Here is a 22123-nt window from a genome sequence, read left to right on the forward strand (position 1 = left end):
AAATTGTAAGGGTTCTGTGGATAAAGCCCGATAGGGTGTGGATAAAGGGCTGGATCATCAAAGTATTTTCTAAGACCTGACCGGTAATTTAATACCTCAGGACACCATATCCTGAAAGTGATAATGAGTATCAGCTGACGGACGCTTTGCGCAAGATGTGTATGCAGGAAGGGCTGATGGCGCTGGAACTCAAAGAAGATCGCTACGATATCGGAGATAAATTCGGTTATATGAAGGCGATTACGGGGCTGGGCCTTCAAAGAGATGAAAAGAGCTCGGGAGGAGAAGCTGCGGAGGCGAGTTGTGTAAAAGAATAGGCAGGGATAAAGGTCGGGTCCGCTCTGGGTCAGGCTTATTTGTTGTATTCATAAAGCTTGAGTAGGGTGCTTTTTGCTATATATAGGGGGTGGGAGTGAATATTCTATTGCTGCTTGTGAGCAGGCGTCTTTGATGACCTTAGAGTCTTGAAAGATTATCAAGGTGCTCTTCGAATATTCATCGTTCTAAAGTTACATATTCTGGAGCAATTGTTCCCTTGCTTTCCCTGTCCAGAAAAGTCTGGGTACTTGTGACCCAGCAGTTATATAGTGCATTCTGTATGGTCTTGAAAACGTACGGATAGCGGTTTTTTTTGTGATTTGTCCAAAAAAGGAGGAATTTACCACTTCCTGTCGAAATTTTCTTCTTGTAGAAAATGTAAGACATATCCGACATGGAGGGGAAACATGCAATTGAGCAAAAAAAAACGTCTTCGTAACCTGACAGCAATGCTAGCTACTGTACTCACCTTATCTTTGGCCACACCTGCTTTAGCGAATGGGGAGTTGTCCAATGGTGAGTCAAAATTCGAATCGGGATGGACCCATTCGGCAAATCTTGAGGAAATTGTTTATGACGGCAAAACTAAACACCCGAGGTTTATGAAAGGAATTTTATCGCCAGTCATTGAGAGTGACAAAGAAATTGTCCAGCAGTTTCAGACGAATTCATTTTTACATTTTGATCCAACAGACCAGCAGCTTCAAGTGGTAAAAAGTGAGACAGATGACCAAAACAAGCAGCACGTTTTGTATCAACAATTATACAAGGGGACACCTGTATATGGAAAATTTCTGCAAGTGCATTTAAACGCTAACCGACAAATTTATGCAATTATGAATTCCACTGCCGAAGGCATGGATCAATTGAATCTCAATGTTAATCCATCCCTAACTGGCGAACAAGCTGTTGCCAAGTACAAGGCTCATCTGGAACAACAGCTTGGCTATACAATCGAAACAGGGGGCACGTTTCATGATATGGCTGTTTCCCAACCACAAGCAAGTTTAAGGGTTTATGAAAAAGAGGGTGCTTATTTGCTTGTGTACGTGATTGATTTTAATTACATGAAGCCTGAGTTCGGAAACTGGACTGGATTTGTTGATGCCTCTTCTGGTCAAGTTATAGATGAATTCAGTAAAATCGAAAGGCTCGATACGAGCAGGAATAGTACAGGAACAGGGGATAGTTTTAGCGGCCAGCAGCGGCCTTTAAATATCTTCCTAGATAACCCTGGTAACCCATCGCCAATCTATGTCCTTGTAGACAACACAAAAAACATGTCTAATGGCGGTTATATTATTACATATAATGAAAAAACGAATTACCCTGTTACTAGTGACTCGACGAAACACTTTACCGACAAGCACGGGGTAGACGCCCATTATTTAACTGGCAAAGTTTATGATTATTATAAGCAAAATTTCAATCGTGATAGCTTAGACGGAAATGGTATGAAAATGGTATCTTATGTTCATGATGGAACCAATGTCCCTAACGCATTTTGGACAATGTTAACACCAACACAGGGTGTCATGTTCTATGGTGATGGCGATGGAGTAGGCTACAAGTGTATGTCTTGTGAAATGGACGTTGTCGCACACGAACTGACTCACGGATTAACAGCATTTACTGCGGACTTGGACTACGTAGGCCAGTCAGGTGCTTTGAACGAAGCTTTCTCCGATATTATGGCGGCTGTGATGGACGGCAACTGGACTGTAGGTGAAGATACAGGAACCATAATTCGAGATATGTCTAACCCCAATGCGAAGGGCCAGCCGCAACATTTGGACCAATATGTAAATACTGTAACGGATTATCGTGGTGTACATGTGAACTCTGGAATTCCGAACCACGCTGCTTATTTGATCGCTACGAAGTTGGACCAAGCAGGGTATAACGGAAAAAGCTTACTCGGCAAGTTAGCCTATTATGCGCTAACCAAATATCTAACCCATACTTCTCAGTTTATTGATGCAAGGAATGCCTTTTACACGGCAGTTGATGATTTGGGCGTGTCCTCCACTGACATTACAACTGTACGCAACATTGTAGATCAAGCGTGGAAAGAGGTTGGTATCCCTTACACAGATTCCATCGCTGCAGATGCATTTGAGCCCAACAACACATTTGCGCTAGCTAAAACGATCACTTTTGGAACGAAAATTCCAGGAACTTTGCAGACGGATGACCTAGATTTTTACAAATTTACAATTGGTGGAAATGTAACGCAGAATGTATATGCCTATCTTTATGGTTATTCAGGTAATATGGCTGCTATTCTCTTCAAAGATACTAATACAGTACCAGTGCATTTAACTAATACCACTGACCCTAGTATCACTTATTCTACCTATGGAGCTTCGGCTTTTAAACAATCATTGGAACCAGGAAATTATTATCTATTAATTGATACTTATGGTGAATCGTTTAATTCCAAAGGACCCTATAGCCTTTTCTTTACTAATGATTCGAGTAAATCAGCCATAACATCTCATCTGGCTGAACGTATCAATGAAGCTGGTCAATTGCTGGACGTTCATACCTATATGCCTGCAGACAAGAAAAATGCATTGAATCAAGCCGTTACCGAGGCACTGTCCGTTACTGGTTCTGTGTATGCTGCCGAAACACAGTTTAATGAGACACTTAAGCTTGATACAGCAATCAAAACCTTTTCTGCTGAAACAGATAAAGCTGCTCCAAGCTGGTCATCGGGAAGTGCATTAAGTGCTTCCAATATCACTACATCAGGCTTGAAATTAACCTGGCCCCTTGCCCAAGATGCTTTATCAGGAGTAACTCAGTATAAAATATACCAGGGCAGCACTCTGCTTGGCACAGTTGCAGCTAGCGTGAACACGTACGATGTATCGACTTTGTCCGCCAATACTCCTTATACATTCACAGTAAAGGCTGGAGATGCTTTAGGCAATTGGACGACGACAGGATTATCAGTGACAGCTACAACGCTTAGCAATAGCGGCGGCGGTGGAGGTGGATGCTGCGCTGGCGGTGGATTTGGCGGTGGCTTTGTACCGAGCACACCGGAAAAAACAACCGAAGGACAGCAGGCTGTTGCAGAAACCGCACTTAAAAGTGCAGTCGATGGAAAAGTCACTATAACTGTAGATCAAAAAGAAGCTGTTCTTCCAGTTAATGCTTTTGATTTGATAGGCAATAACAAACTGCAATTAAACCTTGGAACCGCGGTTCTTTCGCTGGATAGTTCCATACTAAAGGATTTGGCAAATCTGCTTGGTTCGAATAAGGGGAAAGATGCCAAGCTTGTTTTTAAACACGAGAAGCTTAACGAGAGTGAAAGCCAGCAATTAATCAACAAAGCTGCTGGAGCTAACGGCAGCATGAAGCCCGCAACAGAAATATATAATTTTGAATTGCAAGCAGTGGACGGCGGGCAGAGCCTTAAGCTTGGCAAATTTGAGAAGCCTGTTGAATTGACGCTTACTTACAAGCAGGGAACTAATCCAGATTTGCTCGGTGTATATTATTACAACGAATCGACTTCCCAGTGGGAATATGTCGGAGGCACTTCTAATAAGAGCAATAACACTATCACTGTTGTTCTTTCCCATTTCAGCAAATATGCAGTTGTGGAATTGGACAAACAGTTCAACGATATTCCATCCGATCACTGGGCAAATAAAGCATTAAAGTCATTATCGGCTAAGCATATCGTAACCGGAACTTCAGAAACCATGTTCTCACCCGAGGCTAAAACGACACGAGCTGAATTCGCGGCACTCCTTGTACGAACACTTGGATTGAAAGCATCAAAACCTGCTCCTTTCCAAGATGTGGATCAATCAGCATGGTACACAGATGCTGTAGCAGCTGCCTATGAGGCGGGTCTTATCGGCGGACGCTCTGAGACGAAATTTGCACCTCTTGCTACCATGACTCGCGAAGAGATGGCTGCCATGCTCGTACGCGCTTATGAGTTTAAAACGGCTAAAAAACTAGGACAAGGGGAATTATCGCTTGTTGATAACAGCCTAATCTCAGGATGGGCTAAAGGCCAAGTTCAAACTGCAGTGAGCAATGGATTAATGAATGGGATCGGCAATAGTAAATTCGCTCCACAGGAGCTGACAAATCGCGCTCAAAGTGCGCAAGCCATTTATAATCTGCTTCAAAAGTTATAGAATGTTCAAAAAGGGCTGCTCCCAAGGTCGTTATGACTGAGGGGCAGCCTTTTTGGTCGGGATTCTTTGCTGATCGCAACCGGTTATACGAACGATTGAACGGGGAGCGGGGAACGAGTTTCAGCTGACAGATACTCTGCTTAAGATGTGTCTGCATGAAGGGTTGATGGCGCTTGGATATCGAACATTCAGCAACCTTTCAGCAACCGCTCAGATTGCTTTTAGGGAGGATATGGGATACTGGTTGTAGAAAACGTGTACAATGAATTTCGGGGGGATTATAACTATGCGTCAATTAAAAGGTATCAAAATTCTACTCGTCGATGACGAGCCTCATATTTTAGAATTTCTGGAGTTAGGTTTAGCGAATGAAGGGTTTGAGGTTATGACGGCTCAGGATGGGATCAGTGCGATTACAGCATGCAATAAATTTCAGCCGCATATCGCAATTCTGGATGTGATGATGCCGGGGATGGACGGATTCGAAGTTTGCCGAATGATTAAAAAGACGGAAAATGTCGCAGTTATCATGCTGACGGCTAAGGATGAAGTCGATGACCGGGTTAAGGGACTCACGCTTGGGGCCGATGATTATATGATTAAGCCGTTCAGCTTTGAGGAGCTGCTTGCCCGTATCTATGCGCGGATTCGCAACCATTTCCCCAACTTGTTCGGTGAAGTGATCATTGGACCGCTTCGCATGGATGATCGGCGCAAGGAAATTAGCCTGCATGACAACGTGCTGGAGCTATCTCCTACGGAATATGAGTTGCTCAAATTTATGTCAATTAATCACGGACTTGTATTAAGCAAATCGATGATTCTCGATAAAGTATGGGGCTATGACTTCGGTGGCGAAGAGAACATCGTCGAGGTGTATATTCGCTCCTTGCGCGATAAACTAGGCGATAAAGAACATAAGCTGATCCGCACAATTCGCGGCGCCGGTTATCGGATGGACTTAACATGAAAAGGCGGGGCCGGTTTGCCGAGCATTTTGCTATCGGTTCGCTGAAATTCCAGCTGCTATCGCGGTCCTTGTTGGTGATGTCTGCGTTGCTGCTGCTGATTGGTGTATTCCAATATATTTTCATGCAGCAATTTCTGTATAAGAACAAGGCGGAAACGATTCGCAACCAGCTTGCGACGTTACCTCCCAATACGTGGCAACGGGCAGGGGAATTTCCGGATCGAGGCCAGAATCCTTTTATGTCCAGACGAGACACTAACGGTGGTAACCGTTCGGAGAATGCTGGAGGAGAGTTTCCCCGAATTTTCATTCCTGATTTATCCATTGCTTTGATCGATAGTGAAGGGACTTACAAGCAGTTATCTTCAGAAAATGTAACGACCTCTTTGCAGCTTACGAAGGAAGAATATCAGGAATTATTGAAATTGAAATTGAAACCAGGCGATTACCGAATCATGAAGGATAAAGATGGCAATGAACAGTTAATTGTCTTTCATCAAATTCGTGAGAGATCCCAAGGCGTACAAGGACTTATTCAAGCGAGTTCGAGCACAGCACCGATCAAAGATTTGCTGCTCCGTCAGTTGTTTACCTTTCTACTATTGTCCATGACAGCAATGGTTATAGGACTGCTTGGATTCCTGCCCGTACTAAGGCGGACGTTGGTGCCGCTTTCGAATATGGTGGATACCGTGAAACAAATCGATTCAGGTAATCTGGGCGAGCGGTTTCCTGCGCATCAGGGGCAGGTGGAGATTGACCGGTTATCGACTTCTTTCAATAGTATGCTGGAGCGACTGGAATTTTCTTTTGAGGCGGAAAAAGAGGCCAAAGAGCAAATGCGCCGCTTCGCTGCGGATGCCTCGCATGAGCTTCGTACACCGCTGACTTCGATTCATGGCTTTCTGGAAGTGCTGCTTCGCGGAGCGTATCAACAGCCGGAGCCATTGCTGAAAGCGCTGAAGTCTATGCACGGCGAATCCGTACGCATTAATAAGCTAGTTGAAGACCTGCTGCTGCTTGCCAGATTGGATCGAACGCCATCTTTTCAGAAAACGGAAGGGCTGCTCGATGAGATGCTGCATGAGATGGAGCCTCAGCTTCGTCTACTGGCGGGAGACAGAACCGTTACTTTTACGCTGGAGCCTCAGATCCGTTGTCTATATGATTCGGATAAAATCAAGCAGGTCGTACTCAACTTGTTTCACAACGCCGTTCAGCATACGCATCCGTTGACCGGACAACTAGGGCTTTCGTTAACAAAGACAGATGCAGGTGTCGAGATTGCTGTGCAAGACAATGGGCCGGGTATCGCACCTGAGCATCTCCCTCATTTGTTTGATCGGTTCTACCGCATCGATTCCTCAAGGGCTAGGCGGAGTGGCGGTGCCGGATTGGGGCTGTCGATCACGCGCTCCATTGTGGAGCTGCATGGCGGAACGATTGAGGTTCATAGCACAGTAGGTGAAGGTAGTACATTTAAAGTGCTGCTGCTTCCATAGGTTAGATGAAGGAGCCTTATCTCGACTTGTCGGGGTGGGGCATTTTTTTGTCTATAGAAAAAAAGAGCCCCCAGAAGCTTCTATTTGGGCAAAAGGTGGCTAATGCTGTATTCAGCACGAAATTTATATTTCCATTGGAATTTTTTCAATGGAATCGACTCTCTGATCTCGAAATTCGTACTTTTATTGGAAAAAATCCAATGGAATTGACTTCCGGGCTGCCAAATCCCTACTTCCACTGGAGTTAATCCAATGGAAATTGTATTCAGGTTCCGAAATTCACAAAGTGGGAGCTGAATTTTCCAACTATGAGTTTTGGGACAGTCCTATTTGGTTTCGAGATATGGAAGGGTAGCCGGCCAATGATAACAAGCCAAACTACATCTGCGAGCTGCCTTATGGGCATCTGCTATTTTCAGCCAACCCTCAGAAATCTCTCAACCAATCTTCAGTTTACACTCAGATGAGATTCAGGTTAGGCGTCTATACTTGGTTTTGTAAGGAAGAAACAAAAAAATAAAGAAAAAGGTGGAAACAAATTATGAAAAACATCGGTAGAAAAATTCTTACAGGTTCATTGGTAGCTTCTTTTGTACTCGGAGTTGGTTTTGTTGGAGCCTTACATAATCAAGCATTTGCAGATACGGTGACTGGCACTTCAACGAGCACATCAACTCAAAACGCAGGACCGGGAGGCAAAGGTCGTGGAGATTTCGGAGACCGCGGTGGCTTCAGGGGTGTGAACGTTGTAAAAGAAACAGCGACAATCCTAGGCGTTGAGGAAAGCGTCGTACAGGACGCATTGAAAGCGGACAAAACTTTAGCTGCATTTGCAGAGGAAAAAGGACTGGCGAAAGCAGACTTTTTGCAAAAGCTGGTCGCAGCAGAGACCGCTTCGATTACAGCTGATGTAACAGCGGGCAAAATTACACAAACACAAGCTGATAAAGTTCTCAAAGGTCTAACTGATCAGTTGACGAAGCGTATTGAAGCGACTGGGTTCAAAGGCGGATTCCCTGGTGGAGAAGGCGGTCGCGGGGGCATGGGTATGGGCAAAGGCCACGGAGGCAATCTGGTAGAACAAACAGCAACCATTCTTAGCGTAGAGCAAAGTGTTGTGCAGGATGCTTTGAAAGCTGGCAAAACATTATCGGCTTTTGCAGTGGAAAAAGGATTAACGGAAGCAGACTATGTAGCTAAGTTAGTTGCCGCAGAAACAACAGCTATCAACGCTGAGGTTACAGCTGGGAAGATCACGCAAGCACAAGCAGACCAAATATTGTCCGGCTTATCCGACCGATTGACAAAACAAGTGCAAAGCACGCGTCCTGAAGGTGGTCGGGAAGGTAGAGGCGGCGGTCATGGTGGCCCTGGTGGCCCTGGTGGTGGGCTTTTCGGGAACCCTGAAGTGTTGACACAAATTCTGGGCATCACGCAAGATGAGCTAAGAACGGAATTAGAAGCAGGTAAATCAATCCTGGATGTTGCTACAGCTAAAGGCATCAGTGAAGATGATCTCGTCAGCAAAATCAAAGACGGAATGACGGATTCCATTAAGAAGCATGTGGAGCAAAAAGGCACTGACCGTAAGCGCCCAACAGGCACACCGTCTGCCAATCCAACAGCACCAACACCAGCTCCGGCTGCAACGAGCTAAAAATGAATTGGAGGAGGCTGCTCGCTATGCGGGCGGCTTTTTTGCCGTTCCGGTGAGATAGCAATTAAGTCCAGATTCCACGCTTTAGTGATGATTTACATCACTAAAGTGTGCGAGAGGCGGAGGAGTGACTCGTTAGTGATGTAAAATATGCTTAAATGATGAGGCGCTGGCCGAGTAGTCCGATTCCGCTTCGTAGATTGGTAGTCTGCGTAAAATAAGTTTTTAGACTGACCCTATAAAGAAACAGCGGCGGACTAGGACTGAAAATAATGTCTTAGACTGCTGCTGCTTCTATCATGCTAACGTTCTATGGAACCGACGGGTCATTATTTGACCCAAAAAGCTTGAGGCCACGAGCGCTCTCAATATTTAACGTGATTAAGATAGTTTCGCTCCCTAGAATTACTTAACGCTCTTTCCCCATTCGACAGGTTGTTCCAGGATTATCCCGTCTGTCTGCACCCATTGGGAAAGGCTGTTCTCTTTGGCTTGAATAACGATAAAATGCAGGTCTTCCGAAGCGGACGTATTCTTTAGCACTCTCACTCCGTCAGGAGCGATTCGAACCGAGGTTCCTTCGATCACTTCAAATTCGTTTCCGTCCACTTGGATAAGACCTTGTCCTTTAAGAAAGATGTAAAGTTCCTCATTTTCTTGGTGTTTGTGATAGAAGGGGATCTCTCCCTTTGGGGGCAGATTATTCAGTGATACTTCCATGCTCGTAAGATTTAGGGATTCTTTCAGGAAAATTTTACCTTTTATCATTCCTTCCGTGACGTTTCCAAAATTCGAAAATGCACCTGCATGGTTAATGGAGTAATTCACTTGATTCGGCTCCAATTTGTTCACCTCTCCTTAGATCTAATTGTATCAGTAACGTTAAATTAAAAGGCTGGCAGGGTTTTACCTGTTTCGAGCAGGCTCTTCAAATTACTGAGAATGACAGGCCAGCCATTATTAAATCCTTCGATCTTACCTTCATCTTTGCGAATATCCTGTTCTAACAAATCCTCGTGTCGGAGCGTCAGCTTTATAGTATCGTTCATAGGTGTTAATTCATAAGTAACTCTCGAAATTCGATCGCCTTCAACGTCTTTGACGCTCCAGCTAACTGTGAGTAAACGATGCGGCTCACATACAAGAACTTCACCATAATGATCAACCTTATCTTTATTCATCAACTTAAAGCTAGATCCGACTTGCCAATCTGAAACGATTTCACGACCAAAAAAGTACTGCTTAGTGAATTCACTATTAGTTAGAGCTGCCCAAAGCTTCTCAGGTGTAGTCGCGATGTAAGTTGTATAAACGAATGAAGTTTTATTCAAGTTTTGAATCCTCCTCTAAGGCTTGTTTTAGTGTGTTTAATGCCTCGATCCGGTGACGCTCAAACTTGCCGATCCATCGTTGATAAATGTCCCCGATAGGTACGGGGTTAAGATAATGAAGCTTTTCACGGCCTTGCCAAACCACAGTAACTAGATTTGCCTCTTCCAGCAGCAATAGGTGCTTCGTAACAGCTTGACGAGTCATGGTCATTTGTTTACAGAGTTCTCCCAAGGATTGTCCGTTATTCTCGAACAAGAGGTCGAGTAATTCTCTGCGTGTACCGTCTGCAAGTGCTTTAAAAAGTTTGTCCATGTCTCTATTATATGCAACAATTTAGTTGCATGTCAAACATTGTAAAAAAACTTTAGCTTATGCCACTGGAACTAGTTTTCAGCAAACGCTCAGCTTGTGTTCAACTTATATTCAGCCTACGCTCAGACTGGTTTCAGCGATCTCATTTACACTAAGTCCAGTAGGAATTGTTATAGCCTGGGCGGTGGACAGTCTGGGTACCTGGGAGAGGGGCATAAAGGATGAAATTAGGTCGGAAGAAGAAATGGGTCATTGTGGCCCTAGCTGCCATTCTATGTGGAGCGGGAACTTACTATTACGTACATAGCAAGGCGCAGCCAGCGTCTGCAGCAGCACAGCAAACTACGATGAAAGTGTCCAAAGGGGCGATATCCATGGCGGTATCAGGAACTTCTCAGCTGGATGCCAAGGACAAGCAAAATATTGTGATCCCCATAGATGGTATCATCAAAACGATGAATTTGACGCAAAATCAGGCGGTCAAGAAAGGCGATGTGCTAGTCGAGCTTTCGGTGCCTTCAACGGAAACGACTCTCAAGGAAGCCCAGGTCAGCTTACAGCAGCTTGAGAAAGAGCTTGCAGATCTGCAGGACCAACAAAATCATATGAGTGTTGCAGCTTCCATGTCTGGCAAGCTTACATTACCGGCCAATCTTGATGTGGGCAGTCAAGTCAATAAAACAACGAAGATCGGCACGATTTCAGATACATCGCAGTTTAAAGTGAAGCTGCCATTCTCCCTGCAAGAAGCTGTGCAGCTGAAAAAAGGTGACCCTGTAGAGCTCAGCGTCGATGGCTATTTACTATCCAAGGTCGGAGCCGTGGATACGATAGACCGTGAAATTAAAGCGGATGCTAACGGGAATAAAGTGGTTACAGTGGAGGTTCTGGTTAGCAATGATGGGACGCTTTCGGCGGGTCTTAAGGTAAAGGGCAGCATCGGCAGCGGTGATGGTAAAATCGACTCCTCCGAGCAGGTGGCGCTTGAGTATGTGCGTACATCTTCCATTTTTGCAGAGGCAAGCGGAACGATAAAAAGCATGAAATTTAAAGACGGAGAGACGGTGAAACAGGGCGAATTGATCGCCACCTTGTTCAATGACGACCTTCAAAACAATATCATTAGCAAGCAATCAGCCATTGAAAGTCAGAAAATCCGTGTGAGTGATGCGGAGCAGAAAGTAAATCAATTGACGATCAAGGCGCCGTTCGATGGCGTGTTCTCGGCTGATTTTGCCAATAGTAAAAACAATGTGCTTCGCAATTATCCAGTAGGCGCGCAAATTAATGCCAATACAACCCTAGGAGCCGTAGCGAGCCTAAGCACGATGCAGCTGGCTATTGCCGTAGATGAGCTCGATTTAACAAGCGTCAAGGTGGGGCAGAAGGTAACCGTGAAAGTTGATGCTATCGCCGGAAAGACGTTCCAAGGTGAAGTGACTTCCGTATCTAATGTAGGAACAACGACGAATGGGGTCACAACGTATGATGCTGTGGTAGCGATTCCGAATACGGATCAGAATGATTTGAAATATGCGATGACGGCGACGGCTGAAATTTCTATACAAGATAAGAAAGATATTCTCGTGCTTCCGATCCAAGTGGTTACAACAACCAGAGGAAAGTCTACCGTTACGCTGAAAAAAGCGGATGGCTCGCTCGAAGAGCAGCACGAAATCAAAGTGGGTATTCGCAGCAAAACGCAGGTTGAGGTGGTAAGCGGTTTGAACGCAGGCGACGAGGTCGTGATGCCGGTGCGCAGAGCGACTACAACGAATCAACAGCAGCAAGGGTTCCCTGGGGGTGCAGGTGGTTTTCCGGGTGGTGGAGGCGGCTTCAATGGCGGAGGAGCTGGCGGCTTTGGTGGAGGCGGAACGCAAAATGGTGGAGGCACGGGCCGTTAGCCGGGAGCCAGCCCAACGGAGAGGAGTGATTCGGGTGAATATCATTGAACTAAACGAGGTAACGAAGAGTTATGCTCGGGGTGCAGAGGAATTACAGATTTTGCGCGGCATTACCCTGCATATTGGGGTAGGAGATTTTGTTGCCATCATTGGTCCCAGCGGATCGGGAAAGTCAACGTTAATGAATACAATCGGACTTCTGGATAGTCCAACTTCTGGCTCCTATACATTAGACGGCGTAGCGACGGAGAAGATGTCGGACAACGGGCTTGCAGAGCTGCGCAATCGTAAAATCGGCTTTATTTTCCAACAGTTCAACCTGCTGCCTAGACTTACAGCGATGGAGAACGTAGAGTTGCCGATGATTTATGCAGGCATTTCATCCAAACAGCGGAGAGAACAGGCGCAGCGGATGCTGGAGAAACTGGGGATGGGTGAGCGAGGTCATCACAAGCCAAGTGAACTGTCTGGCGGGCAGCAGCAGCGGGTTGCCATTGCCAGAGCTTTGGCCATATCACCGTCCTTAATTCTAGCAGATGAGCCGACTGGTGCACTGGATTCGAAGACGGGCATTGAGGTGCTGGAATTGATTAAGGAGCTGAATGAGCAAGGCAACACGATTGTTTTGATCACCCATGATCATCACATTGCGGACAATGCCAAACGCGTCGTGACGCTGCGTGATGGAGAAATCATTAGCGATCAAAGAAACGAACTGCTCCCAACACCTGCACGTAAGTTAGAGGGGGCGGTTTCATGAGAATTTGGGAGCTTTTCCAAATGGCGCTGGCCACGGTGCGTTCAAATCCGCTTCGTACGGTGCTAACCATGCTAGGCGTTATCATTGGCGTGAGCTCAGTTATTACATTAGTTTCGATAGGCCAAGGCACGTCCAAGGCGATTGAAAAGCAGTACGAAGGACTGGGGACGAACCTGCTGACGGTGAATCTGATGGGCAACGGACGAGCTACACAACTGAATTATGATGAGGTTATGCAGCTTGAGAATACTTCGGGAATCAGTGCAATTGCACCGACGATGACTAGAAATAGTACTAGTATCAAATACGACCGGACAACAGAGACTTACAATGTCATTGGTACCAATGATCGATATCTAAGCTTGCAAAAGGGGACTGTCGCTAGCGGCCGCTTCCTGGCACAAGCCGATCTGGACTTCCGTAATCACGTTGCGGTCATAGGCAGTGATGTGGCCAAGCAGTTTTTCGGTACGGATGACCCGATTGACGAAGAAATTAATGTGAACGGATATATGTACACGATAATCGGTGTTCTCAAGACGAAAGGATCCAATACAAGCGGGACTTCGCTCGATAGCTCGGTTTTTGTACCTCTCCCTACCATGAGCAGGGACTTTAAGCTGGGCAACATTCGGACGGCTTACGTCGAAGCAGCTTCTGGCGATGAGGTGAGCCGGGCACAAAGAACGCTAGAAGCGTATTTATTTAATAAATTTAAAAGTACTACGGGCTATAACATTTTGAATTCATCCGAATTAATTAGCGCCAGACAGACGGCTTCCAGTACATTGACCAATCAGCTAGTTGCGGTAGCGGCGATATCCCTTCTGGTAGGCGGGATCGGCATCATGAACATCATGCTCGTAACCGTGAGTGAGCGCACCCGGGAAATTGGGATTCGGAAATCGATTGGCGCGAAGCGGAGAAACATTTTACTGCAGTTCCTAGTTGAAGCTACGCTGATTAGTGGCATGGGTGGGTTGATCGGATTGATTTTGGGGATTGGCTTATCTCTGGCGTGGCCTTATATCAACCCTAGTCAACAAACGAGTTTGTCTATAAATATTGGGCTTTACGCATTCCTATTCTCGGCCTTGGTTGGTGTTATTTTCGGATTATATCCAGCTAATAAAGCATCAAAATTAAAACCTATCGACGCACTGCGTTTTGATTAGGTCCACAGGAGGTATGAAAACATGATTCGCAAACTAACATCGATTTCACTCAAAAATATGAGCTTGGCCCTACTGTTGACTGGCAGTTTGGCGGCTGCGCCGTGGGTGGCTCCCGCTGCTCATGCGGCATCCGAAGCGATTTATATCTCGAATTCCTCCTATTTTACATTAAACCAAGCGGCACTTTCGTCCTCTTCGCTTCAATTTTCCGTTCTTTTACATAATGGGGAAAGCCAATCAATCGATTTTAACCAATATGGGGTACGGGTTACGGATCAAGCAGGACACAGCTACACGGCGAAATTAAGCGAGAAAAAGAGTGCAAGTGTGCTCCCCGGGCAGGATCAAAGCTTCCGCTTCTACGCTAACCTGCCAGCAGGTGAAACAGCAGATCAACTTAAGGTTGATGTGTTCCGTTGGGACTTTAGCAAAGCCGATTTCATGAATCATCTAGGCGATCTTCCTGTTTCCTCGGTTGTGCAGGAGGGACAGGTCAAGGTGCCAGAGCAAATAATTAATTTGCATGCACTTGATAGTACGCTCTCCGATGATGCTTCCGTTGCTTTCCAATTGGGCCAAAGCGTTCGGGTGACGGAAAATGGAAAATGGCACATGTACACGCAAGTTTCTGTGAAAAACTTAGGCTCGAGCAGTGTTAAGCTGCCTTCCGGTCTACAGGTTAGGCTCGTGGATGCTAACGGATTGAAATATACAGCGGCGGTTGCCAGCGGTTCCGACACAACGTTCCTACCGAATCAATCGGATACGATGACGCTCAAAACACTCGTTTCAAGGCAAATGCCGACCAGTGGTCTCACGCTGGAATATTATTACTTGAATCAAAGCGAGGATGTCTCGCTAGGTACGTTAAGTCTAAACGCTTCGCTCCAAACAACTGCGCTTGGCGCCAAACAAGTTTATGCTGGGCAGCAGGAGGGCGAGCAGGTCACCGTGAAGGCGAATATGTCGACATATTCGATTCAAGATGACGGTGTGCATGTGCAGACCGTTGTCACGCTCAGCAATGACGGCGGGGCGATCGCTTCCGTGCCATCCTTCTCCGCTTCTTATCAGTTCGGTGACGCCGGCACGTCTGTTACATCGACAGATAATTCCGTCCGCAGCGGTTACCTGGCTTCAAAGGAGACGGCAACGTACTACTTCAACGGCATTTTGCCTACGGGCGTTGATCCGAATACGGCTCAGCTGGTGCTGTGGCAGAAGGCTAGCGCGGGGAGTTCGAGTAGCTCAGGAACTGGATCGACAGCAAGTACATCGAGCGGCGGGACGGCTTCTGGAACAGTAACCGCCAGCTCAGGGTCTTCTGCAAGCTCGACGTCTGGCAGTAGTGGAACTGCTGCGACCGGTCAAATGCCTGTTGCCGTCTTTCAGCTTAAAGGGGCAAGTGAAGCGCAAAGCGGTTTTACTACTGCTGTGAACTATGAGCTTGGCAGCAAGCTAAATTTCAACAACAGCTCTGTTGTAAACAAAAATCTAGATGTCTCCTTAGTGGAGCTGCATGCGCTCGAGAACGACGATCTAGGCTACAAAACAGCCGTAGCTAAATATAAAATCACGAACAACGGAACAAGCACCCTTGCCCTTCCGGAGCTTCAAAATGAACTGATCGACAGCAAAGGCAACACCTACACGGGCTCTCGCCAAAGCGTAGTTGCGACTCAAATTACACCGGGAAGTTCTTATGTGGTGAGCTATTCCTACCTGCTTCCGAATAAAACACAATCGGATGAGGAGACATTCGCATTGAACGTTTATGATGATAAATCTGTATCCGAGGGCAATGTATCTATCGGTACTTATCGGGTAGCGATGCAGAAAGAGACGGAAGGCGATACGCTTGCCCTGTATCCTTTCTCGCTCAAAGTGAATGACAGCTCGATAAGCTGGCTTTATAACAGTGGAACGTACTCTTATCAACTTAATCTGGATCTAGACATTGCTCATGAAGATCAGGTGATTATCGATTCGAATTTCTCCAAAATTGAATTCGACATGGTCGATTCCCTCGGTCGTATTGTTGGCACTCAAACAGCAACTCTCACGGGGACTGGGAAATTAACCAGCGGCAAGCAAAAAGTCGTTGTCACTGGCTTGAAGAATGAGCAAGTTGACTCCGGTGTGGTCGTCAATATGTACGAGGTCATTGAGACGCCGAATGGGACTGCTAAGAGACTTATTAAGCAGTTTCATTAGTATTGATGGGAAAAGTAATTCATACAAAAAAAGACTGCCAGGCATGGGGCTATTTTAGCCTTGTCGGGCAGTCTTTTTTGGTTGTCACGGAGACGCCTACTTCACGTCGTATCCTTTGGCGATGGATGGCTCAATCCATCGTTTTTTGAAGTGTTCGCGGCGCATGATCACCACGCGGTCCTTGTAGACGTCCACGACGAGACTTTGGCTGATGGCCTGCGTCTCGGGCACGTTTTGCGCGTTCCATACCTCCCGGATGGAAGCGCTGGAAGCGGCAAGGAACTTCAGTTGCTTCACTTGACTGGTCGTTTCTAGGTTCCAGTGGGTGTGACCGCTGAACAGAATGACGTTCGGGTGCGCATCGAGCAGCGCCCGCAGCTCTTCGTGCTGGACGACGCCCAGCTCCCGATCCGTGCCATCCAGCGTCTGCGGCAGCGGCTGGTGGAGGAACACGAACACGGGCTTGCCGGCGTCCGCCGAGCCCGCGGCCGTAAGCCGCTCGCGCAGCCAGCTGAGCTGCTCGGGCGAGAGGAACGCATCCTCACCGTAGGATGCGTTCACGTCCCTGTACGCTTCCCCGCTAAGGAAGAGGAAGCGGTAGCCCTCCACGATAAGCTCGTGATACGGCTTATCGTAGCCCATCATGCGGTCGAACAACGCGACCGCTTGCTTGCTCGACCATGTTGGATTCATCTTCGATGTATCCAAACCACCCTCCGTCGTGCGCCACACGCCGTAGTAATCGTGGTTGCCCATGGTCGCATGCACAGGGGCATGGTGCTGGCGGCCGAGCAGCGCCAGCAAACTGCGATAGTCGGCCTCACTCCCATTCGTGAGGTCGCCGTTCAAGACGAGCAGCTTGCTGTCCGGGCGCAGCGCGTGATGATCGGCCAGCGCTTGGCTCAGCCGCAGCTGCGCGACCTGGTCGTAGGAAGTGATGTGAACATCACTCATCACGGAGAACGAAAACAGCGGCGCAGCCAGCGGCTGTTCCACCTGTTCGCTAGCCAAGGTTGTGTCTCGCACCGAGGTCAACAATAGAAGAAAACTAAGGATAAGTATTCGCAGCTTTAAAGATTTCATTTGGTATTCACCTTCCAATTAGACTTATCGGTTGTCCTTATTTAGCTTGCTTTAGCGATAGATCGTGCAGATTTAGATCGTAGGAAACATTCAAGCTCACTTAGTGAGCGATTTCCTTCTGGTAATAGGTTGCTGGTTATGATTCTGTTTAGCTAGGAGTGAACGATTGGAACCCAATGTCAGAGTAGCTATCTTTCCCGGCATTTAGGGGGAGAAGTTGTACGGCGCGGCTAGGCCCCCTAAAACCGGAGTCTTGCCCACCAAAAATGATTCATGCGTAGAATATCGCGTTTTTTCAAGCTATTACATCGCTTTATGAAAGGCAGAAGTGTCATCCAGCGTCTTGACCCATGCTGAAAACATCTTCGGAGGTTTTCGGTTTAAACTACCATGCATCCTGCGGTTATTGTAGAAGTCCATGTAACGATCGAGTGCATCATAAGCCTCTTCAAAGGTCATGAAGTCTCTTATGCCGAACAAGTGACGTTCAAGTAGACTGTGAAACGACTCAATGTAAGCATTCATATTCGGCGTCCTTGGCGGAATGCGTTCATGGACGACGTCTAGGCACTCGCACATATCTCCAAACAGTTTGCTTACGAATTGCGGGCCGTTATCTGTACGGATTACAGGCATCTCTTCTCCAGGGTTTAGCCGGCTCTGTATCGCATAACAAAGCGTCTGGACCTCATGCTTGGCCTCACATACCGTACCTCTGTACTGTTTAACGACGACACGGTCAAACACATCTATGATGCTGAGCATATAAAAGAATCGCTCCTGTCCAATGACGTATCCGTACTTGATATCCATTTGCCATAATTGGTTGGAGCCTGTTACTACTCGGTTCTTCGGCAGCCTGCGCGGATGTGTCTGTATGCGCTGGCGTGGCTTTTGAAGAATGCCTAACTCTTTGCATAAGCGATACGATTTCTTTTTGTCCAGCCTCACGTTATATTGGTCACGAATACATTGTGCAAGAAGCTTGTAGCCATAGACATGTTCTTCGCCCTCTATGAGCTCAAGCAGCCACGCGTTGATTTGTTCGTCACACACTTGTTCACCCGTAAACGTATGTGAGTATCCAGGCACAGGGCGCCCTCTCCGGCTTTCTTTGGAACATTCAGATAGCGGGGTGGTAGCTCTCTTCTTACGATCGTAATAGGTGGACTCTGAAAGGCCAAGGATACGCAGAACCAACGCTACTGGTTCACCCCGCTTAATAAATGGTTCTGCTACTTCGAATTTCTCGGATAAGCGGGGTCTTTCTTTTTTAGCAATTCGCGCAGGATCTCAAGCTCTAGCTCTTTCTCGCCAAGTACTTTAACGGCTTTTTCATAGCGTTGTTCTACATCTTGTAGACGCTGCAATTCTTGCAGATGCTCGTCAGCCACTGGGATTTCTTCCGGAGGAATAGAGTCACGGTGATCTCTGATCCACAAACGGATGGTTTCAGGATGGATGTCATACATGCGGGCTAATACCCCCACCTTAATACCAGCCAATGCTTCCTTAACAATTTTAAGCCGTGCTTCTTCTTTCAGCCTTTTCCCCATACTGAATCATCTCCTTGTCCCTAGTTTAAATTATTGGGTGGGAGGACTCCAGTTTAATTAGGGGGCCTAGGAGCGGCGTACAACATTTTTGTCTATTTTTTCTTATAAAGCTGAGATTGTTGTAGTTTTTACAACAAAAAAGCATTAATTCTTAAGTTTGGGCTGTTTTTGAGCTAAGTGTTGTATTTTTTACAACAATCGCCGACAACTCGCGGATTCTCTCACTTAATGTTGCACAAAGTACAACATTGCAACTAGCTTCCCACTCCTAGTGGTATTCCCAGTTCCTAGGGAATTTATTTATTTTGCCGCCCAGCCCAAATATCAGCTTTTATGTTGACTTTTAAGTCAGTTGGTTGTATGGTTAATTACATGAGTAACTAACCAACGTGGTGGTGAGAGAAATGGGACTAATGATGGACGATAGCCGCCCGATTTTTGTGCAAATTGCAGAGCGAATTGAAGACGACATTATTGAGGCAAGAATGCCGGAGGAATCGCAAGTGCCTTCTACGAATCAGTTTGCATCCTTTTATCAAATTAATCCGGCGACAGCAGCGAAAGGTGTTAATTTGTTGGTAGACCAAGGGATTTTGTACAAGAAACGAGGGATTGGCATGTTTGTAGCGGAGGGAGCGCGAACGAAGCTGATGGAGAAGCGGAAAGAACTATTTTATGAGCAATATGTCGTGACGATGGTGAAAGAAGCCGAGAAGCTCGGGATTACCGTAGAGCAATTGACGGAAATGGTGCGCAGAGGGGAGAAAGAGTGATGACCAACATTGTGGAAGTGAAAGGACTAACCAAGTCCTATGGCCAAGTGACGGCAGTGGATCATGTTAGTTTCACGATTGAAGCAAATAAAATCTATGGCTTGCTAGGCAGAAACGGTGCAGGCAAAACGACGATCATGCATATGATCTCATCTCAACAGTTCGCTACAAGCGGCGAGTTGAAGGTATTTGGGGAAGAGCCTTACGAGAACAGCCGGGTGCTCAATCAGATTTGCTTCATTAAAGAAAGCCAGAAGTACCCAGATACCTTCCGTGTCATAGATGTAATCGAGGTTGCGAGATCGCTTTTCCCGAACTGGGATCATACTTATGCGCATGCTTTGATTGAAGATTTTCGTCTGCCTTTGAAAAGAAAAATAAAAAAACTATCCAGAGGGATGCTTTCATCCGTCGGTATAGTGGTTGGTCTGGCAAGCCGTGCTCCATTAACCATTTTCGATGAGCCTTATTTGGGGCTGGATGCTGTGGCAAGAATCCTATTCTATGATCGCTTGCTTGAAGACTATGCCGAGTTTCCACGGACGGTTATTCTCTCCACACATCTTATCGACGAAGTTAGCCGCTTGCTCGAGCATGTGCTGGTTATCGATAACGGCAAATTGATTATGAATGAAGATGCGGATGCTCTTCGCGGTCGTGCTTGCACGGTTTCAGGTCTAGCGACAGCTGTGGATTCATTCACGAGAGGCAAAGAGCTGCTTGAACGCACGGCGATAGGTGCGGCTGCATCGGCTACGATTCTTGGTGCTCTGAGTGACCGGGATCGGAAGGAAGCGGAGGCGATGGGGCTTGAATTCGCTCCAGTTTCCATGCAGCAGCTTATCGTTCATCTGACACGCACGTCAATCGCGGGAAAGGGGTCTGAGGAATAATGAATCAAGTGAAACAGGTAGTAAAACTCCATATGAGGAGCAAAATGACATCGTTGGCTATCCCGTGGAGCATTATCGGGGCAAACTTTTTGATCAATCTGCTCATAGCGCTGTCGCTAGAGGTAGGTGAATCTATAAATACTGGGGCGATCATTTCGATTTTCATCTACACCTTTGTAGCAGGAACGGTCACTATTAAGGAAACCTTCCCATTTGCCTTGGGACTGAGTATTCGTAGGAAGGATTATTTCTTTGGGACAGCTGTGACAGCTACTATTGTTAATGTTAGTTCAGCTCTAGCACTTGCCATCCTGTCTGTGATTGAAGAGGCGACCAATGGCTGGTGGGTTCGATTGCACCTTTTTAATGTCCAATTTCTAAACGATCTTTCGCTGATAGGCACGTTTGGTATTTATCTGATTATGCTTCTTCATATGTATTTCCTCGGGTTTGCAATATCCAGTTTACACCGTCGTTTCGGCGGGGCTTCGATGTATATCTTTTTTACATCCCTGCTTTTGATTGGTACGGTAGTTTCCTATATTTTTACACACTTTGGATTGTGGGGCGGTCTCGTGGATTGGATCATTCACAGTTATATGGATATATTCTGGTGGATGGTGCCTTTGGTTGTCGTGTACTTAGTTGCAGCTTATGGTTTGCTTCGTAGAGCGACAGTTTAGAACTGAGAAAAAGCCTATTGCAGCTGCAATGGCTTTTTCTATTTGTTCAGTCACATCCTAATCGAGATCCGCAAGAAGCGGAACCAAGCCAAGTATGCGGATTACCTGCCCAGCACCATCCTAATTTTGGCTTACCGCCGCTAATCCATAAAGCGGTCACTCTGCGGTCACTGCAGCGAGAACCGAGCAGAGAGAAGCCGTTATTTTTCTGTAAAATATCCGGGAAATGAGTAATCAAGGCAATGCCTTCCTCGAGGGTAAGGGGGGTGCGATGTTTCTCCTTAATGGTTTTGATCGCTTCATTTGGAGTGATATTAAGCGTTTCTTTACCTGTATCGATATCCACCGCCAGATAGGCGATACCAGTAGGAAGCTCAATACCCTCAATAGGTTTAAAGCGTTTGATATCATCTGCATCCATGACGCTAAAGCCCATTTTATTATTTCGCTTAACAAGCTGCATCGCTTTTTCACCATCTACCCAGTCGCTCTGAACGACGATGACGAACCGAACATATCCTGCTTGCGGTTCTTTTTTTAGCTTTTCGAGCTCCTTGACTCTATCCTTGAGAGGTTCGAGCTGCTGCTTAAATTCCTCCTTGGTTAACCCAGCAATGTCAGGGTAGCCTTTATCCACTAGGTTTTCGACTTGCCGATCGAATTCATCAGTTAACAAGGCGATTCAACTCCTTCCTTCTTTGTCCAACAATCTTTCTTTTTTATATAAAATCATTTTACAACATTAATGCCAATGGTAAACTAATTGAAGGATTGACCTTTAATATGGGGCAGTTCTTGTGAAAACTTTATAAATGAGATTTA

Annotated in this window: 19 protein-coding genes; 12 read left to right on the forward strand and 7 right to left on the reverse strand. The window is 46.4% G+C overall.

The window, feature by feature from the left end; translation table 11 throughout:
* Positions 1-155: 155 nt before the first annotated feature.
* The 5 genes from NYR53_RS02740 to NYR53_RS02760 all read left to right on the forward strand — a co-directional run bounded on the left by NYR53_RS02740 (position 156) and on the right by NYR53_RS02760 (position 8616).
* Complete coding sequence (locus tag NYR53_RS02740) at positions 156-317, forward strand: hypothetical protein (protein ID WP_261303822.1); 162 nt, start codon at positions 156-158, stop codon at positions 315-317.
* Positions 318-731: 414 nt separating this feature from the next.
* The gene (locus tag NYR53_RS02745) at positions 732-4487 is read left to right on the forward strand and encodes a M4 family metallopeptidase (protein WP_261303823.1); all 3756 of its coding nucleotides are present in this window, start codon (positions 732-734) and stop codon (positions 4485-4487) included.
* Positions 4488-4773: 286 nt separating this feature from the next.
* A complete protein-coding gene (locus NYR53_RS02750; RefSeq protein WP_029198880.1) occupies positions 4774-5457 on the forward strand; it encodes a response regulator transcription factor in 684 nt (227 codons plus the stop codon).
* A complete protein-coding gene (locus NYR53_RS02755; protein WP_261303824.1) occupies positions 5454-6959 on the forward strand; it encodes a sensor histidine kinase in 1506 nt (501 codons plus the stop codon). Before NYR53_RS02750 ends, NYR53_RS02755 begins: the two co-directional genes overlap by 4 nt.
* A 541-nt stretch (positions 6960-7500) precedes the next feature.
* Positions 7501-8616, forward strand: a complete 1116-nt coding sequence (locus tag NYR53_RS02760; RefSeq protein WP_261303825.1) for a hypothetical protein — start codon at positions 7501-7503, stop codon at positions 8614-8616.
* Between the two features lie 405 nt (positions 8617-9021).
* Here the strand turns inward: NYR53_RS02760 and NYR53_RS02765 are convergent, their stop codons facing one another.
* Genes NYR53_RS02765 through NYR53_RS02775 form a run of 3 tightly spaced genes read right to left on the reverse strand, consistent with a single transcriptional unit; the run spans position 9022 to position 10260 of the window.
* The gene (locus NYR53_RS02765) at positions 9022-9459 is read right to left on the reverse strand and encodes a cupin domain-containing protein (RefSeq protein WP_261303826.1); all 438 of its coding nucleotides are present in this window, start codon (positions 9457-9459) and stop codon (positions 9022-9024) included.
* 44 nt (positions 9460-9503) lie between these two features.
* A complete protein-coding gene (locus tag NYR53_RS02770) occupies positions 9504-9947 on the reverse strand; it encodes an SRPBCC family protein (protein WP_261303827.1) in 444 nt (147 codons plus the stop codon).
* On the reverse strand, positions 9940-10260 hold the full coding sequence (locus NYR53_RS02775) for an ArsR/SmtB family transcription factor (protein WP_261303828.1): 321 nt from the start codon (positions 10258-10260) through the stop codon (positions 9940-9942). Before NYR53_RS02775 ends, NYR53_RS02770 begins: the two co-directional genes overlap by 8 nt.
* A gap of 221 nt (positions 10261-10481) precedes the next feature.
* On the opposite strand from NYR53_RS02775, the gene NYR53_RS02780 reads away from it, so the two are divergent.
* Genes NYR53_RS02780 through NYR53_RS02795 form a run of 4 tightly spaced genes read left to right on the forward strand, consistent with a single transcriptional unit; the run spans position 10482 to position 16313 of the window.
* A complete protein-coding gene (locus NYR53_RS02780; RefSeq protein ID WP_261303829.1) occupies positions 10482-12164 on the forward strand; it encodes a permuted SH3 domain-containing protein in 1683 nt (560 codons plus the stop codon).
* A 34-nt stretch (positions 12165-12198) separates the two neighbouring features.
* Entirely contained in the window at positions 12199-12924 is a 726-nt protein-coding gene (locus tag NYR53_RS02785; protein ID WP_290429002.1) for an ABC transporter ATP-binding protein, read from the forward strand.
* A complete protein-coding gene (locus tag NYR53_RS02790) occupies positions 12921-14099 on the forward strand; it encodes an ABC transporter permease (protein WP_261303830.1) in 1179 nt (392 codons plus the stop codon). The genes NYR53_RS02785 and NYR53_RS02790 overlap by 4 nt, the downstream gene beginning before the upstream one ends.
* 21 nt (positions 14100-14120) lie before the next feature.
* Positions 14121-16313, forward strand: coding sequence for a hypothetical protein (locus NYR53_RS02795; RefSeq protein WP_261303831.1), 2193 nt, complete (start codon positions 14121-14123; stop codon positions 16311-16313).
* A 96-nt stretch (positions 16314-16409) separates the two neighbouring features.
* On the opposite strand, the gene NYR53_RS02800 is transcribed toward NYR53_RS02795, so the two are convergent.
* The 3 genes from NYR53_RS02800 to NYR53_RS02810 all read right to left on the reverse strand — a co-directional run bounded on the left by NYR53_RS02800 (position 16410) and on the right by NYR53_RS02810 (position 18952).
* A complete protein-coding gene (locus NYR53_RS02800) occupies positions 16410-17396 on the reverse strand; it encodes a metallophosphoesterase family protein (RefSeq protein WP_261303832.1) in 987 nt (328 codons plus the stop codon).
* A 303-nt stretch (positions 17397-17699) separates the two neighbouring features.
* Entirely contained in the window at positions 17700-18677 is a 978-nt protein-coding gene (locus NYR53_RS02805; RefSeq protein WP_367618657.1) for an IS3 family transposase, read from the reverse strand.
* The gene (locus NYR53_RS02810) at positions 18632-18952 is read right to left on the reverse strand and encodes a helix-turn-helix domain-containing protein (RefSeq protein WP_261300830.1); all 321 of its coding nucleotides are present in this window, start codon (positions 18950-18952) and stop codon (positions 18632-18634) included. The genes NYR53_RS02805 and NYR53_RS02810 overlap by 46 nt, the downstream gene beginning before the upstream one ends.
* A gap of 404 nt (positions 18953-19356) precedes the next feature.
* Between NYR53_RS02810 and NYR53_RS02815 the strand changes: the two genes are divergently transcribed.
* From NYR53_RS02815 to NYR53_RS02825, 3 genes are read left to right on the forward strand one after another with little or no spacing between them, the layout of a single operon-like run.
* Complete coding sequence (locus tag NYR53_RS02815) at positions 19357-19725, forward strand: GntR family transcriptional regulator (RefSeq protein WP_261303833.1); 369 nt, start codon at positions 19357-19359, stop codon at positions 19723-19725.
* Positions 19725-20618 (forward strand): ABC transporter ATP-binding protein, encoded by an 894-nt coding sequence (locus tag NYR53_RS02820; protein ID WP_261303834.1) that lies wholly within the window; start codon positions 19725-19727, stop codon positions 20616-20618. Before NYR53_RS02815 ends, NYR53_RS02820 begins: the two co-directional genes overlap by 1 nt.
* A gap of 32 nt (positions 20619-20650) precedes the next feature.
* Positions 20651-21301 (forward strand): hypothetical protein, encoded by a 651-nt coding sequence (locus tag NYR53_RS02825; protein WP_261303835.1) that lies wholly within the window; start codon positions 20651-20653, stop codon positions 21299-21301.
* A gap of 46 nt (positions 21302-21347) precedes the next feature.
* On the opposite strand, the gene NYR53_RS02830 is transcribed toward NYR53_RS02825, so the two are convergent.
* Positions 21348-21977, reverse strand: a complete 630-nt coding sequence (locus tag NYR53_RS02830; RefSeq protein ID WP_261303836.1) for a DUF5701 family protein — start codon at positions 21975-21977, stop codon at positions 21348-21350.
* Positions 21978-22123 lie beyond the last annotated feature (146 nt).

The organism is Paenibacillus andongensis (genome assembly GCF_025369935.1).
In the GTDB taxonomy this organism is placed as follows: domain Bacteria; phylum Bacillota; class Bacilli; order Paenibacillales; family NBRC-103111; genus Paenibacillus_E; species Paenibacillus_E andongensis.